The organism is Mycobacterium sp. AZCC_0083, assembly GCF_014202335.1.
GTDB lineage: Bacteria > Actinomycetota > Actinomycetes > Mycobacteriales > Mycobacteriaceae > Mycobacterium.
The window spans coordinates 107,653-123,408 of record NZ_JACHGP010000006.1 but is presented as its reverse complement, the minus strand read 5'-3'; the positions used below and the strand labels follow the sequence as shown (position 1 = coordinate 123,408).

Sequence of the window (15,756 nt, the reverse complement as noted above, 5' to 3'; positions counted from 1 at the left end):
GGCGCTAGAGCTTGGGCGTCAGGTCCAGCGACGTGACCGCCGTCATCTTGGTGATCAGCCACTCGCGATTCCGCAGCTCCATCGTCAGCCGGTAGGACAGATACCGCAGCGACGGGATGCCCTTCGTCACCGGACTGGTGGCGACCGAGTTCGTGTACACGATCGCGGACGCCTCCGTCGGTGCCAGCGACTCCACTGCCGCACCGAGCACCTGCGTGTTGTTGGTGACCTGAGCCTGCTTGTTTGTCTCGACGATGGCGTCGATGTAACGGCGGTACTCGGAAGCGAAGTCACCCGAGAGGAACTTGCCCGCGCGGTCGGGCAGCCCGTCCATGTCCTCGGGGGTATAGGTCCACAACGTCGTGATGGCTTTCGCCGCCGTCTCGGCGATCTCGAACTTGGTTTGCGCTGCCGCCCGATCGGCAAGGTAGGGCTGCATCGTCGAGCCTGCGAACGCGGCCGCTCCGACGAACAGGATGCCTGCGACGATCGCCGTGACCTTGAGCGCCAGGCCTGCGGTCCGGTGTGGCACCAGAACGGGTGGCTCCTCGGGTTCCGCCTGCTCGTCGGGCTCCTCGCCGGACGCGCCTGATACCTCGGTGTCCTCGGCGGACTCGGTGTCCTCGGCAGCCTTGGTCTCGGGTTCCGTTGTCTCCGTGCTGGATTCGGGTACTTCGACGAAGGATTCGGTTATTTCGCTCTCCGCCGCGATCGGCTGCTCGACCGTCTTCGACCGGCGCCACCGAAATCGGCGGCGCGGCGCGGCGGGTTCGACGACGGCGGTTTCTGGTTCGGCGATCTCGGTGTCGGCGGCCTCTGTTTCGACCTCGGCTTCGGCCTCGGCGACCACCTCAGTGGCCTCCTCCGTGCTCTCCTCCGTGGTGCCATCCTGCCCCTCCTGCCGCAGCTTCTGCCTCGGCAGGCGGTGACGCGTGCGCGCCGACTTCCCCTGCGGCACTGGGGCGGCGGCGTCGGTGGTCAGATCACCTGAATCAGTTGGCTGATCTTCCACTGCTGTCCTTCCTCGATCGTCGTGACCACCCAGCGATTGCCGCTCTCGATGGTGGACTTTCCGTCCGGACCCGTGGTGCTGATCTTCGTCGCCACCAGCACGTCGGCACCGCCGTTGTCATTCCAGCGCTGGACGCCGGCCTCGAGAACGGTGCCGGTGGTGGGTTCTGCCCGCGCCACCTGCACGATGATCTCGTTCATCTTCTCCTTGAACGACTTCGCGAAGTCGCCGGTGCCCTGCGCAAGGATGCGGTCCGCATAGTCGTTGGCGTGGAACGGGTCCAGCGACGTGTAGCTGGTCATGAAGCCGCGCACGTAGTCGAGTGCGGACGCGTCTCGAACCTGGGTGCGGCGATAGCTCTCGTGGCCCACCGCCATGAAGATGCTCGCGGCGAGCGCCACCGCGACGACGAGGACGGCCAGCGTGGTCGCCAGCGGAAGGCCCCATCGCAGTGGCGGTTTCGGCGGCGGGGCCGTGAAGTACTCGTGGTCGGCGGTGTCGACCTGCCTGCGCGGGCTCATTTGGCAGGCTCGTTCGTGATGGGCTTCTTCAGGACGGTCAGGTTCGCGACGCGCCAATGGCCGTCGCCGGATCGCTCGAAGTCCACCCGGACGGTCGCGGTGATGAACTTCAAGCTCTGCGCGTCGGCCCCTCGCTGTCCTTGTAGCGCCACCAACATCGCGGCCTGATTCGGCGACGCGGACAGCACCGCGCTGCTCACGGCCCAGTATTCGTTGGCGGTAACCCCCGCCTTCTGGACGGCCTCCTGCTGGTTGATCAACTGCGACCGGTACCCGTCGGTGGCCAGTGACTGTGCCCTGGCGAAGTCGTCCTTCAGCGTTGCGCTGCCGTAGCTCAGCATCTGCTCGACCATCCGGGGACCCTGCTCGGCGATCTCCGTGCGCGTCTTCTCGACGGCGCGATCGTGCCGGTACACCGTCTGATAGCCCAACCCACTGCCCGCTACGCATAGCAACGCGGCCACCAGGAACACGATGCCTGCAGTCCGGCGGACGGTGCCCTTCGCGGGTTCGACGGTCCTTGCCTCGGTGCGCAGCAGGAGGTCCGCGAAGGTCCGGTTCCGGCCGTCCCACAGAGGCCACAGCCATCCGACGAACAGGCTCGCCGTGTCCAGCAGGTGAGCGACATCGCGCAGCAGCAATCGAGCGATCCCTGCCTTAGCGCCGGACCGGGTCACGACGCGGATGCCGAACAATGCGCGGCCAAGGCTCCAGCCGGTCAGAACCGGTAGCAACCATCTGTTCACCACCGTCGCGATGAAGGTCAACACGACGACCACCACGTACACCCACCACAGCCAGCTCCACTGCGATGTGGTCAGACCGAGCAGCCACATCGTCGCGATCACGGCTACGCCGGGCAGCACGTCCACCGCCAGTGCCCCTGCGCGCGCGGGCCATGAGGCGTAGCGGATCGTCTCCTGATCCGTAGCCAGTGACTCCGTCGTCGCCTCGAGCAGTGCGGTCACGATGTGACCTGGTCCAGCTTGGCGACCTTGTAGGTACCGTCGGCCGGGGCCATCTGCACCCGCAACCTGTAGCCCTGCTCCTGATCGGCCGCCTGAGAGTTGGTCACCTTGACACGAACCGCCACCAGCACGTCAACCGAATCGTCGGGGTTGTGCCGTTCCACGGCGGCCCGCAGGTCGGACACCTTCACATTCACGCTGGCCACCTGATAGGCGTCGACCAGCATTCCGGCGAACAAGTTGGCCTGTACGGCGAAGTCGCCGGTCGAGCACTCGAGGATCTTCGTCTGGCTGGCCGCCATCGCCGCGGTGTCGGGAGCCTGCGTCGCCGCGACGCATTCCTTTGCGCGTTCCAAGGCGACGGCGTCATCGCGGGCGATCGCCTCGCTCTGATCATGGGACCGCAGCGCGAGGTATCCACCAACGCCGACGCCGGCGGTCAGGAGCAACAACACCGCACAGATCGCGGCGAACCATCCCCGGCCCAGATGCTCGGGACGCCGTGTCACGGCATCCTGCTCACCCGAATCCGCAGGCTCTGCGTCCTCGCTTTGCTCCGTTAGTTCTGTCGCGACCGAATCATCCGGCGCGTCGGTGTCATCCAGTGCTTCGGTTTCCTGTCCTCCGACCACGTCTCCCGGGTCGCTTCGCTGGAGCCGCGCTTGCGCGGACTGCACTCCGGTGGGGTTCAGCTGGCTGGCGCCAGCATCTCCTTCCATCCGTCGTCTCCTGTTTTGCTTGAATTGGTCACGGAATACTTGGTCCCGTCGGGTCCAACGACCTCACCACTGGACGGGCTGTAGATCGCCGCCGGACCTGATGCCGGAGTGTAGATGCACGGGTTGGGCTGCTGGCCACTGCATGCGACGCTGCCCTGGCCTGGCGCGGTGAGCGGGTCGCTGGACGGTGGCGGCGTTCCGGGCAACTGGTCGGCAGGCAGTGGGTTCATCCCGTTGTTGATCGACGGTGCCGGAATCACGTAGCCGGGTTTCACCGGCTGATCGCATCGTGCGCCCGCGGCCGGGCAGGTGAGGATCTGATTCGGGTCCCCGTACCACGGGTTGGTGCCCAGCGGAACGTACGGTTCGTTGCTGTGGCATTCAGCAGGCGACGCCGCACGCTTGCCTGGTACATCGGCACACGGATAGTTGCGCGCACCGCGAACCACGTTGCCCTGGAAGTCCTTCGGGATCTTGCAGTAGGTGGCCGCGGGCAGCGGCGCCAGGCTGGTGTCGGCCGGTGAACGCCACTCCGATGCCGGCAGGAACCCCGTGAGACATGGTGGCGGCTGGCCGATCGACAGGCCGAAGTGCAGCAGACCCTCACCGTCGAAGATGGTGGCGGTCTGGGCGATCGTCCCGATCTGGGGCAGGATCACCAAGGTCTGTTCGAGTCCCTTGTGGTACCGCTTGAGCATGTCGGCGACGACCGCCACGTTCGCCAACGTCTGCGGCAGTGAGTCGCGCACACCGCCGAACACGTCGTTGAGCTGATCGGCCGTGGGGGCAGCCTGCTGCAACCCGCTCCGCAATGCCTGATCCTGCTCCGCCGTCTGGGACGTGATGGTGTTCAGGTTGGCCGCCCACTGCGAGATGGCGTCACCCGAGTTGACCTGGCTGTCCAGGATCGGTGTCGCGTTGTTGACGATGTCGTTGACCGGGCCGAGGTTGTCCTTGAAATCGCTGGCGATCGCGGTCGTCGAATCGACGAGACGCTGCAACGCGGGACCTAGTCCGCCCACTGCCTGCGACGTCTCGGTCAGCAGGGAGTCGATCTTGTCCTTGGGCAACACTGCAAGGCCCGCGTTCGCGGAGTCCAGCGCGGGGCCGACCTCACTGGGCACCGAGCTTTGGGTGATGGTGGCGCCCCCGGAGAGGTACTGGCCTGGGTTGCCCGTGGACACCAGGTCCAGGTACTGCTCGCCGATCGCCGACACCGAGTGCACGTTGGCCGTCGCATCGGCCGGAATCCTGATGTCGCTGTCGATGCTCATCTCGGCGAGTGCCCCCGTTTCGGTGGGCACGACGGATTTGACCTTTCCGATGGCGGTGCCGCGGTAGGTCACGTTGGCTGTGGCGTACAAACCGCCCGACCTCGGCAGGTTCGCATACAGCTTGTACTGGCCGATACCGGCAAGGGCCGGTAGCCGGAGGTAGTACCAGCCCAGCACCACCAGGGCGATCATCGTCAGAATCACGAACAGGATCAGTTGGATCTTGATGAAGCGGGTCAGCACGGCTCACTCACCTCTTTCGACCAGCGGGCCACCAGGCACGTTGTGCGCGTTCGGCGTGAACCGCACATCCGGGATCATCGTCGCCGGGTCGCGTCCCCACGCCTGCTCGAGTGCCCGCAGCATGCCCGACACACCCGTGCCCGTGAGGAACCCGTTGTCGATGGCCGACAGCGTCAGGTCGATGTTGCCCGAGACGTTGATGTAGTCGCCGCGGACCACCTTCGGCACGTTCTCGATGCTGAACGGCGCCGTGAACAGCAACTTCGTCGCGCCGATCACGTAGGGCCCGGCCTTGCCCAGTTGGACGAGCGGCCTCTGCAGGTTCTGCAAGTTGGTGTGGATGTCCGGATTCGCCTGCGACAGCGTGTCGTTGGCGGCCTTGCTGATCCGGCCCAGCGCGGTGACCGCGTCGGCGAACAGGTCGCGGGTGTCGGCGAAGTGCTTGATCAACGGCGGGAACTCGGTCAGTACGCGATCCAGGGTGTCGTTGCGCTGCGCGACGATCGCCAGCAGCCGGTTCGTCGAATCGATGGCGCGGACGATGTCCTGGCGCTGTGCGTTCAACTCACGGGTGAAGGTGTCCAACCGGCCGAGGAACTCGCGGATCTGATCCCCACGACCCGACAAGATGTTGTTGATCTCGGTCTGGATGGTCTCGAGGTTCGGGATGCCGCCACCGGTCAGGATGGTGCCGATGCTCGCCAGCACCCGCTCGGTGGTGGGGAACGACGAGGAGTTCTGCAGGGGGATGGTGTCCCCGTTCTTCAGTACCTGGGCAGACGGGTCCTTCGGTGGGTCGAGTTCCACGTGCTGCGAACCCAACAGTGAGGTCTGGCCGATCTTCGCCAAGGTGTTGGACGGCAGCTTGAGGTCCGACTGGACGTCAAGGGTCAGCGTGGCCACCCAGTTCTTCAGCTCGATGGCGCGGACGCTGCCGACGAACACGTCGGCGACCCGCACCCGGCTGTTGACGTTGAGCGCCAACGTATCCGGCATCTGAACGTAGAGCGTCATGGTGCTCTTGCCGCCTTCGACACCGCCCGGCATCGGTACGTTCGCGATGCCCTTCCATCCGCAGGAGGTCAGGATCAGCCCTGCGGCGAGCAGTGCTCCACCCCGCCGGGCGACCGTTCTCAACTTCAAGCGCTTCAGCATTACCCAGCCCCCTGCTCAGCGGGCAGCGGCGGCCCCGCGGGTGCGGGCCCGGCGTCCGGAGGTGCGATGGCGCCCAACGGATCACCGGCGACCACCCCCGGTGCGGGACCGGGAGGCGGTCCTGGCTGCGGGTACCACGGCGGTGGCAGCGGACTGTTCTCGGTGTAGGCGTCCGGCGGACCTGCCTGGTGCGGCCCCCCGAACGTCGGCGGAGCGGGGGGCACCACGATGTCGGGTCCGCCCATCAGCTCGGACAGCGACTCCGGGGTCAGCATGTTCTGGGTGAACGGCTGCACGTCGACTCCCTGCATGCCTGGCGCGACGACCCAGCCGGGCTCGTGGTTGCCGTGCGAGAACAAGGTGTCCCGCGACCAGATCCCTGGCACGGTGGTGTCCTTGTAGCCGGGAGGCGGCTGCAACCGCGGCTCGGAGTACGCGATTTGCTTGGGCAGCGTCATCGCGGTGGTGAGCATGTTCAGGCCGAACGGCAGGGTGTTGAACTTGATCGCGTCCAGGATCGGCCCGAGGTACTGCGCGCACAGTTCGGCGGAGTCCTGGTAGCCAAGGCGGCTGCCCGCCTGGATCGCGCTGCACAGGAACTGCATCGGGTTGGCGAAGTCGTTGATCACCGGCAAGCCGACGACGCCACCCGCGACGGGCGATGAGATGTTCACGGCGTTGGCGGCCAGGTTGGGGAACACGTGCAAGGTCGTCTCGAGGCCGTTGCGCGGCTCGGGCTGCAGGATCGCGTTCGTCACGTCGGCGAGCTTGTTCACGTCGCCGGTCAGCACAGAGGCGTTCTCGTTGAGGAAGCCTCGCGTGGTGGTCAGCAGCTGGTTGAGGTCCCGCAGGGCCGTGGCCACTTCCCGGTCGGTGTTGGTGAACGCGTTGGTGAACTTCGCGAGATCGTCGTTGAGCTCCACGAACTGCTGATCGCTCTTGTAGAGCGCGTTGACGAACAGCGCCAGGCTCTTCACGACGCCGAAGAAGTCGCCGCGACCCTGGTTCAGGGTGGTGAGCGCCTCGGACAGGCTGTTGAGCGTCTGGTTGATCTGCTGGCCCTTGCCGTTCAGACCGTCGGCGAAGGATTCGATCACGTCACCGAACGGGCCCTTGGGCTGTTCCTTCGTCGGGCCCAGATCGGTGAGGATCCGGTTGATCGAGTCACGCAGCTCGTCGTACTCGACCGGCACCTGGGTGCGGTCGATCGGGATGACGGCGCCGCCTTCCAGCTCCGGTCCACCGGTGTAGGGCGGCGCCAGTTGGATGGTGCGCGAGGCCACCAGACTCGGGTTGAGCACCGACGCGGTCACGTTGGCGGGCACCTTGTATTTGGAGGCGTAGGTGAACGTCACCTTCATCTTGTCGCCGGCCGGCTCGATCGAGTCGATCTTGCCGACTTGCACGCCCATGATCTGGACCTTGTCACCTGCGTAGAGCGCCAGGGTCTGGGGGAAGTAGGCGACGACGGTGTTGGTCGTCAGCTTCTTGTAGAACTGCCACCCGACGGTCGCGACGATGAGGCCAAGGATCACCACGATCGTTCCGATGATCACCGAAGCGCGGCTCAGCGCAGGCAGCCGCAGGTTGCGGATGTTGAAGATGGTCGACATCTCGTGCCCCTATCCCTGTGATCCGGGGGGGAGGAACGGCGGGTTGCCTGGTAGCGGCGGCGCGCCGGCCGGGCCCGCGTTGGGGCCTGGTCCGGGAGGCGGCGGCGGTCCGTCGAGTGCCGGCGGCAGCGGCGACGTGCCGTCACCCTGCAGGGATCCGGGCGCGATGTAGGGATCAGACGGACCCGGGGTGGCCGGAACCGTCCTGGCTCCTGGCGGACCAGGCGCGAACGGCGGCGGCGGAATGCCTGGCACGAAGGACGGGAACTCGCCGGGGAACGCGGCGCTCGGGACGCCGGGAGTGGGCACGGCCGCAGCCGGGTTCGGCGGCAGCCCAACAACGTCGGGCCCCTGCCCCCCGTAGTTGGCGCCGTACGGGTTGTTGCCGAACGGTCCCGTGTCCAGGTGCGAGCACGGCAGCGGGTCGGCCGACGTCGGCAGACCGTCCGCGGGCGGGGTGTAGGAGCATGGCGTGCCCGCGAGGACGGCAGGACCCGGATGTTCCGGGGTGCCCTCTAGCGGAGTCGGCGCAGCAGGCGGGGCGCCGTTGGCCTGTCGTTGGCCGTTCGGATCGGGGAATCGGAACGCAGGCAGGCCGGAGTTGCGCCAGAACTCCTCGGGATCGATGCCACGCTTCTTGAATGCGGCATCGACCCACGGCTGAATGATCCAGTACGGCAACAGGTTTACCAGCATGACCTTGAAGTAGGGACCGGACGCAATGGCCTCGCCGAGGGCCGCGGCGAACTTGCTCGCGGTCGACAGCACGTCGACCAGGTCGTACTTGCGCGCCTCAAGGACATCGCTGATCGTGTTCAGCTGGGTGAGCACCTTGTTGAGGTTCGGGTTGTCGTCGATGAAGCCCTTGAGCTGTGCCGAGAACTTCCCAATGCGTTCGAGCAGCTGGCTGACCGCGTAGTAACGCTCGTTGACCGCCCCCAACAACGTCTTGGCGTTGACCAGTAGCTGGTTGATCTGCTCGCTGCGGTTGCCGAGCACGCCGGCGATCTTGTTCGCGTTGGCCAGCAGCGTCTTGATGTCCTCGTCGCGCTTGCCGATGGTGTCGGAGAAGCGCTTGACGCCATCGAGGGCAGCGCTCAGATGCGGTGAGGTCTGATCGATGGTCTCCGACAACACGTTCAGCGACTGCTTCACCGTGTCGGTGTCCCAGCCCGAAGCCGCCTTGGTGAGGTCGAAGAAGGCGTCGTAGATCTGGTACGGCGTGGTGGTCTGGCCGAGTGGCAGAGTTCCGTTGGCGTCCAACGGCTTCGAGCCGCGCGGTTCGATCTCGAGGTTCTTGCGGCCAAGGATCGTGTCGGTGCGGATGTTGGCCCGGCTCTCGCTGCCGATCTTCTGGCCGTTCAGCGAGTACCCGATGACCACCTTGTCGCCGTCGATGTCCATGGACTTCACTAGGCCGACGTCCACGCCCGCGATCTGGACCTTGTCGCCAGGGATGAGCCCACCGGTGTCGGTGAACTGCGCGTAGTACTTGGGCGTCGCGAAGATCATCGGCACGCTGGCAAAGCTCTGCCCGACGCCCACGACGAGCAGCAGGATGAGGATTCCCATCATGCCGTTGTGGACCCGGTTCGATCCTTCCAGCGTCCTCATTGCGGCGTGCACCTTCCAGAGGGCTGCGACCACACCTTGACCGTGCGGACGGGTCCGCCGGGCTGCAGTCCGTTCAATCGCAGCGTGAGGTCGCAGACATAGAAGTTGAAGAAGTCACCGTAGATGCCACCTGCACGCCCCAAGATCTTCAACGCGGTCGGCAGCCTACTAATGATGTCGTTCAGTTGATCCTTCTGGTCGATGAGGGGCTGCTGGATGACCTCGAGTTGGGTGACGGTCTTCTGCAGCAGCGGACGGTTGTCGCCGAGCAGGTCGGCGACCGAGCCCGCAGCGTCGCTGATGTCGGCGACCGACGTCGCGATCGGATCGGCGCGGTTCTTCAAGCTGGTAATCAGCTTCTCGAAGTTCTGCACGGTCTCGTCGAACTGCTGCTGGTGCTTGACGGTCGTGTCCAGCACCGTGTTGAGGTTGCGGACCACCTCGCCGATGGCCTGGTCGCGGTCGGCCAGCGTCGACGTCAGCTCACTGGTCTGGTCGAGGATGTCGTTGATGGTGCCGCCCTGGCCCTGGAAGATCGTGATGATCGACTGGGCGATGTTGTTCACCTTGTCCGGATCGAGCGCCCGGAACAGCGGCCGGAACCCGCCGATCAGCGCGTCCAAGTCGAGCGCGGGCTGGGTGCGCTCGATCGGGATGGTGCCGCCTGCGGGCAGCCGCTTCTCGTCGTCGCCACGCTTGAGTTCGAGGTAGCGGTCACCGATCAGGTTCAGGTACCGGACCGATGCGGTGGTGCCCTGGAACAGCGGCAGCGACCGGTCGACGGCGAAGTCGACCTTGGCCTTGGTCCCGCCGTCGATCAGCTCGACGTTCGAAACCTTGCCGACCTCCACGCCGGAGGCGCGGACGAACTGTCCGGACCGAAGGCCACTGGCGTTCTTGAATATCGCCGTGTACCCGGTGGTGCGGTCGAACCGCAGCTGCCCGAACACCACGATGATGACCGCGGTGAACATGAGCAGCACCAGGGCGAAGGCGCCGAGCTTGATCGCTGTACCAGTAATCCTCATGGGTTGATCGTGTTCTCCCCGATTTGGCGTCCCCACACGTATTCGATGGCGAGCGGTTGACCGAGTCCGAGGTGGTTGTAAGGAGCGACGCTGGCGCCGGTGTCCATCACGAGGTACGGGCCCGGCCAGAGGTCACGGGTCACGGGCTGCCAGCAACCAGGCTGCCCCTCGGGGCCGCCGTGGGCGTTGACCCGCGGCAGGTTGTCGGGATACACGTACGGGTTGGGCGCACCGAGGATCTCGGAGTGGGTGCGCAGCGAGTAACCGTTGCCGCCGAGCGACGAGGCGATCTTGGGTTCGGCGTCGTGGAGGTTGCGGATGGTGCAGAACAGAGACGGGCTGTACTCGTCGAGCAGAGCGCTGGTCGTGACGAGATCGGCTGCGCCGCGGACCAGGTACGGACCGCTGCGCTCGAACACCTCTCCACCGGTGTTGCCGAACCCGACCGAGGACATCAACGCCTGGTCGAGATTGCCCCGTTGATCGTTGAGCGTGCGGGCCGTGGTGACGGCGTGCTCGAGTGAGTCGAAGAGGTCGGGCGCGGCGTTGGAGTACACCTCGGCGAGATCGGCCAGCCGCTGGTTGTCCTCACGGATCCGCGGCATGAGTGGGTTGACGTCGGCAAGGATCGCGTTGCCGTTCTCGATCGACTGACCGAACCGGTTACCCAATCCGTCGAGCGCCTGCGCGGTCGCGGTGAGCGTCTGGTTGAGCTTCACCGGGTCGACCTTCTCCGCCACCGACACCACGGTCTCGAACAGCGTGTTGAACTCCGTCGTCACCGTCGACACGTCGATCACGTCGGCCGATTTGATGCGTGCGGCCGACGGGTCCTTCGGCGAGCTGAACGCGACGTACTTGTTGCCGAACACCGTGGTCGCCTTGATCTCGGCGTCCACGTTCTGTGGGATCAGGTGGACGAACTTCTTGTCGACGTCGAGCATCACCCTGGCCTTGGGCACACCACCGACGTCCACCGCCTCGACCGTGGCCACATGGCCGATCTCGACGCCGTTGTAGGTGACCTTCGACCCGGGATCCATCGAAAGACCCGACCGCGCCGAGAGCATCGTCAGCTTCTCGGGCTTGGCGAAGGTGCCTCGGAATTCGCCCCATACGAGAGCGACGATGACGGCGGTGATCACCAGCAGGACCAGACCCGCCAGTTTGTACGGCGGTGTCTTCGGTGTGTTGACCGGCAATTGCACCTGGCCCGGGGCGGTCATCGATTACACCGTGAGGTTGAAGTTGGCGTCGGTGCCGTAAAGCGCCAACGAAGCGAACAGGACGACCAGCACGATCGCGATCAGGGAGGCGCGCATCGACCGGCCGACGGCCTCGCCGACGCCGACCGGACCGCCACTGGCGTAGAAGCCGTAGTAGCAGTGGTTGAGCATGACGATCACCGAGATGATGATCGCCTGCACGAACGACCAGGCCACGTCATCGGGGCGCAGGAACGTATTGAAGTAGTGCTCGTAGGTGCCGCTGGACTGGCCGTAGAACAGCGTGGTGGTCACCTGCGCGGCCACGAACGACATCAGGATCGCCATCGCGTACAGCGGGATGATGACGACGAAACCGGCAAGGATCCGGGTCGACACCAGATACGAGATCGACTTGATGCCCATCACCTCGAGGGCGTCGATCTCCTCGCTGATCCGCATCGCGCCCAGCTCCGCGGTCGCACCAGCCCCGACCGTTGACGCCAACGCGATACCCGCCTGCACCGGGGCCGCGATGCGCACGTTGACGAGCGCGGCGAAGAACCCGGTGAACGCCTCGACACCGATGTTGCCGAGCGACGCGAAACCCTGGATGGCGATCAGCGAGCCACCCGAGAGGGTGACGAAGCCAACGATGGCGACCGTGCCGCCGATGACGGCCATGGCGCCGGTGCCCATCCCGATCTCGGCGATCAGGCGCAGCATTTCCTTGCGGTAGTAGCGGAAGGCGTGCCCGATCGACCCGACCGCGGTGACGACGAACCAAGCGATGTGCCCGACGCTGTCGAGGAACCGCACCGGCGAGCCGACGAACTTCTCGCCACGGGCGACGGTGCGGGGGAACCGGGAGCGCAGAACGGTCGAAGTAGACATGTCAGTGCCCCGTTCCGAACCGCACGCCAATGGTTGTCAGGATCACGTTGACCGCGAACAGCGCGATCACGCACAACACCAGCGTTTCGTTGACCGCGGTGCCAACGCCCTTGGCGCCACCGGACACGGTCAGCCCGCGGTAGCAGCCGACCAGGCCGGCGATCAGACCGAACGTCATGGCCTTGACGATCGAGATGAGCACCTCGGGTAGACCGGTGATCAGCGTCAGCGTCGACACGTAGGCGCCTGCCGAGATGTTCTGCACGTACACCCCGAAGATGAAGCCGCCAACCAAACCGATGGTGATGACCGCACCGTTGAGCAGCAACGCCACGAACGTCGAGGCGATCACTCGTGGGACCACCAGTCGGTGGATCGGATCGATGCCAAGCACCTCGAGTGCGTCGATCTCCTCGCGGATGGTCCTGGCGCCGATGTCGGCGCAGATCGCGGTCGACCCCGCGCCTGCCACCACGAGCACCGTCACCAACGGGCCCAGCTGGGTCACCGCACCCAACGCCGCACCGGCACCGGAGATGTCGGCGGCGCCGAACTCCTTGAGCAGGATGTTCAGCGTGAAGATGATCAACACCGTCAGCGGGATCGACACCGCGAGGGTCGGCAGGAACGCCACCCGCATAAGGAACCAACCCTGAAGGATGAACTCCCGCCACTGGAAAGGCCGACGGAACAACGCCTTACCCGTCAAGACGCACATCTTGACGAAACCACCGACGGCCGTCAGACCAGGTCGGATCTGGTCGCGGACGTAGTCGACGATTCCTGGCGTCTGCGCTGTCACGAGGACCGCGCCCACGGGTCGTGGCGCGCCAGCAAATCCTGTCGCACGCCCTCTCCTCGCTGCTGCCCCATGTGTGTGATCGCGGTCTCCCTACTCGTCGGTAGTAAGGCGGACCACAGGACTGTACCCGATCCGATCGGAGCGGGGCACCGCATCGGCAGGATTGTGACCGCAACCGTTAGCAAACCCATCAGCGCTGGTCAGCCTTCTGACGTTCCGACAGAAACTGTTGACGCAGAAGAACTTTCGCCAGCGTCAACGGAACTCGCCACGCGGAAGCGCGTTCTCAGTTCCGTCTTCAGCACCTTGCCTGCAGGGTTTCTTGGCAGTGCTTCGACGACTTCCAGCGCCTTCGGATGCTTGTAGCGCGCCAGCCGTTCGGTGAGGAATCCGTCGAGGTCGGCCAGCGTCAGTTTGGTCTGCCCGACCGCGCCCAGGGCGACGATCGCCACCGGCACCTCGCCCCATCGGTCGTCCGGCCTGCCGATCACCGCCACTTCGGCGATCGCGGGGTGCCCTGCCAGCACGTTCTCCACCTCGGCGCAGTAGATGTTCTCGCCGCCGGAGATGATCATGTCCTTCTTGCGGTCGACCACCCAGACGTAACCCTCTTCGTCCTGGCGGACGAGGTCACCGGAGTGGAACCAGCCGCCGGCGAACGCCTCGGCGGTAGCCGTTGGGTTGTTCCAGTAGCCCGCCATCAATGTCGGTGCGCGGTAGACGATCTCGCCGATCTGGCCGACGGGTACGTCGTTCATGTCCTCGTCGACGACCCTGGCTGCGACCGTTGGGATGACCTTGCCGACCGACCCGAGCTTGCGGATCGCATCCCCACTGAGCAGCATGCACGTCACCGGTGACATCTCGGTCTGACCGAATGCGGCGAAGATCTGCGCACCGGGGAACGTTTCGGCCATCTCGCGCAGCAGCGTGTCGGACGCAGGCGCCGCCCCCCAGGACAGCACCCGCAACCGGAGCTGCCGGGGATTGGCCCTCTGCGCGGCGCACACCGCCTGCCACTGGGCAGGCACCAGGAAGATCGACGACACGCCCTCGGCCTCGAGCACGTCGAGCAACGCCCCTGGATCGAAGGCGCCGACCGGATACACCACGGTCGGCAGGCCGAGCAGAAGACCGCTGATGATGTTGCCGATGCCCGCGATGTGGAACAGCGGGACGCCGACGAACCCGACGTCGCCATTGATGTCGGGGCTGACCGTGAAGAGACTGGTCATCGCCTGCCCGGCGATGTTGTTGTGGGTCAGCACGGCGCCCTTGGGCCTGCCGGTGGTCCCCGAGGTGTACATGATCAGTGCGGGCGAGTCGTTGGGAATGTCTGGAATCTCCAGGGTCCCTGGGGCCCTACCCGCCTCGGCGAGCAACTCGTCGTAACCGAGGACTCCGTCTTCGCTCGCGCCGCCTACGACGATCACGGTGGTCAGAATCGGGTCGATGGCGCGGACCGCCGTCGCCACGCCGGCCAGCACCGGTTCGGTCACCACGACCCTGGCTTCGCAGTCGCCGACCAGGAAGGCGATCTCGGGCGGCGTCATGCGGAAGTTGACGGGCACCGCGATGGCGCCGAGCAGGTTGGTGGCCAGGATGGTCTCGACGAACTCCGTCCGGTTCAACATCAGGATCAACACCCGATCGCCGAAGGCGACGCCGCGCCGACTCATCGCACTCGCCAGGGCGGTGACGCGGCGGTCCAGCTCACCCCATGTCGTGGTGTGGCCGAGGAACCGCAGTGCCGTGGCATCGGGCTGCATCAACGCGTGGCGCGCGAGCTGGTTGGTCCAGTTCTGTCTGCGGGCCAGGTACGGCTGCTCGACGGGTGACGGCGAAGCGGTCAACGGCTGATGCTCCCCTGGTCACGGCGCAGGTTGCGCGACGTTGATATTTGATCAAACATGGTGTTGCCCCGGTCACAATATGGCCTCGGCCGCCCGGGGACAACCCCACGCCACGCATAGGAACAAAGCCAGGTCAATCACAGGACATGGCCAGGACGGACGGGGGACGGGACGCAGCCGTGAACGCACCCACCAAGCGGGTTCATCGCGAGCAACTCGCCGACGAGGTGGCCGCGCACCTGCGGGTTGGCATCATGTCCGGCACGCTGCGGCCGGGCACGTTCATCCGGCTCGACGAGACCGCCGCCGAACTCGGCGTCAGCATCACGCCGGTGCGCGAAGCCCTGCGCACGTTGCGCGGCGAGGGCATGGTGCGGCTCGAACCGCATCGGGGCCACATGGTTTCACCGTTGACGCGCGGTGACATCGAAGACATCTTCTGGCTGCAGGCCGCGATCGCCGGCCAGCTCGCCAGGACGGTTGCCGAGCGGATCACCGACGACGAGATCGACGAACTCGAGCGTCGCGCCGAAGCGGTGGCCGACGCCATCGCACATCGGCACGTCGACGACGTAGTCCACGCCGAGGTCGCCTTCCACCGGGCGTTCAACCGATCCTCGGGGCGGATCAAGCTCGCCTGGTTCCTGCACCACGCGGCCCGCTACCTGCCGCCGCGCATCTTCGCCGACGACCCGCAGTGGGGCCAGGTCACGGTGGCCAGTCGCCACGAACTGATCGCGGCCCTGCGGCGCCGAGACGCCGACGAGGTCGTTCGGCTGACCAACCGCCAATTCGCCGACGGCGCACGGAGACTCACCGCGCGCCTCGACGAACTGGGGTTGTGGTCGTAACCCG

14 protein-coding genes are annotated in these 15,756 nt (G+C 65.8%); 1 reads left to right on the top strand and 13 read right to left on the bottom strand.

All coding sequences use genetic code 11. The features are described 5' to 3' along the window. Positions 1–4 precede the first annotated feature (4 nt). The 13 genes from HNP02_RS16200 to fadD5 all read right to left on the bottom strand — a co-directional run bounded on the left by HNP02_RS16200 (position 5) and on the right by fadD5 (position 14,901). Positions 5–1,012 (bottom strand): mammalian cell entry protein, encoded by a 1,008-nt coding sequence (locus HNP02_RS16200; RefSeq protein WP_184440187.1) that lies wholly within the window; start codon positions 1,010–1,012, stop codon positions 5–7. Continuing rightward, a complete protein-coding gene (locus tag HNP02_RS16195) occupies positions 979–1,533 on the bottom strand; it encodes a mammalian cell entry protein (protein WP_184440185.1) in 555 nt (184 codons plus the stop codon). The genes HNP02_RS16200 and HNP02_RS16195 overlap by 34 nt, the downstream gene beginning before the upstream one ends. Beyond that, on the bottom strand, positions 1,530–2,501 hold the full coding sequence (locus HNP02_RS16190) for an RDD family protein (protein WP_184440183.1): 972 nt from the start codon (positions 2,499–2,501) through the stop codon (positions 1,530–1,532). Before HNP02_RS16190 ends, HNP02_RS16195 begins: the two co-directional genes overlap by 4 nt. Continuing rightward, positions 2,498–3,220 (bottom strand): hypothetical protein, encoded by a 723-nt coding sequence (locus HNP02_RS16185; protein WP_184440181.1) that lies wholly within the window; start codon positions 3,218–3,220, stop codon positions 2,498–2,500. Before HNP02_RS16185 ends, HNP02_RS16190 begins: the two co-directional genes overlap by 4 nt. Next, a complete protein-coding gene (locus tag HNP02_RS16180) occupies positions 3,190–4,737 on the bottom strand; it encodes a virulence factor Mce family protein (protein WP_184440178.1) in 1,548 nt (515 codons plus the stop codon). The genes HNP02_RS16185 and HNP02_RS16180 overlap by 31 nt, the downstream gene beginning before the upstream one ends. Before the next feature lie 3 nt (positions 4,738–4,740). Then, the gene (locus HNP02_RS16175; protein WP_184440176.1) at positions 4,741–5,892 is read right to left on the bottom strand and encodes a virulence factor Mce family protein; all 1,152 of its coding nucleotides are present in this window, start codon (positions 5,890–5,892) and stop codon (positions 4,741–4,743) included. Beyond that, positions 5,892–7,505 carry a virulence factor Mce family protein gene (locus HNP02_RS16170; RefSeq protein ID WP_184440174.1) on the bottom strand — a complete coding sequence of 538 codons (1,614 nt, stop codon included), beginning with the start codon at positions 7,503–7,505 and terminating at the stop codon, positions 5,892–5,894. The genes HNP02_RS16175 and HNP02_RS16170 overlap by 1 nt, the downstream gene beginning before the upstream one ends. A 9-nt stretch (positions 7,506–7,514) precedes the next feature. After that, entirely contained in the window at positions 7,515–9,119 is a 1,605-nt protein-coding gene (locus HNP02_RS16165; RefSeq protein WP_184440172.1) for a virulence factor Mce family protein, read from the bottom strand. Continuing rightward, positions 9,116–10,147, bottom strand: coding sequence for a virulence factor Mce family protein (locus HNP02_RS16160; RefSeq protein WP_184440170.1), 1,032 nt, complete (start codon positions 10,145–10,147; stop codon positions 9,116–9,118). Before HNP02_RS16160 ends, HNP02_RS16165 begins: the two co-directional genes overlap by 4 nt. Further along, the gene (locus tag HNP02_RS16155) at positions 10,144–11,373 is read right to left on the bottom strand and encodes an MCE family protein (RefSeq protein WP_184440167.1); all 1,230 of its coding nucleotides are present in this window, start codon (positions 11,371–11,373) and stop codon (positions 10,144–10,146) included. The genes HNP02_RS16160 and HNP02_RS16155 overlap by 4 nt, the downstream gene beginning before the upstream one ends. Positions 11,374–11,376: 3 nt before the next feature. Further along, entirely contained in the window at positions 11,377–12,246 is an 870-nt protein-coding gene (locus tag HNP02_RS16150; RefSeq protein WP_184440165.1) for an ABC transporter permease, read from the bottom strand. 1 nt (position 12,247) lies between these two features. After that, positions 12,248–12,964 carry an MlaE family ABC transporter permease gene (locus HNP02_RS16145; RefSeq protein ID WP_375373683.1) on the bottom strand — a complete coding sequence of 239 codons (717 nt, stop codon included), beginning with the start codon at positions 12,962–12,964 and terminating at the stop codon, positions 12,248–12,250. A gap of 284 nt (positions 12,965–13,248) precedes the next feature. Next, the gene (gene fadD5 / locus HNP02_RS16140; RefSeq protein WP_184440161.1) at positions 13,249–14,901 is read right to left on the bottom strand and encodes a fatty-acid--CoA ligase FadD5; all 1,653 of its coding nucleotides are present in this window, start codon (positions 14,899–14,901) and stop codon (positions 13,249–13,251) included. A 146-nt stretch (positions 14,902–15,047) separates the two neighbouring features. Here fadD5 and HNP02_RS16135 point away from each other — a divergent pair, with 146 nt between their 5' ends. Beyond that, on the top strand, positions 15,048–15,752 hold the full coding sequence (locus HNP02_RS16135) for a GntR family transcriptional regulator (protein ID WP_184440159.1): 705 nt from the start codon (positions 15,048–15,050) through the stop codon (positions 15,750–15,752). Positions 15,753–15,756: the final 4 nt, after the last annotated feature.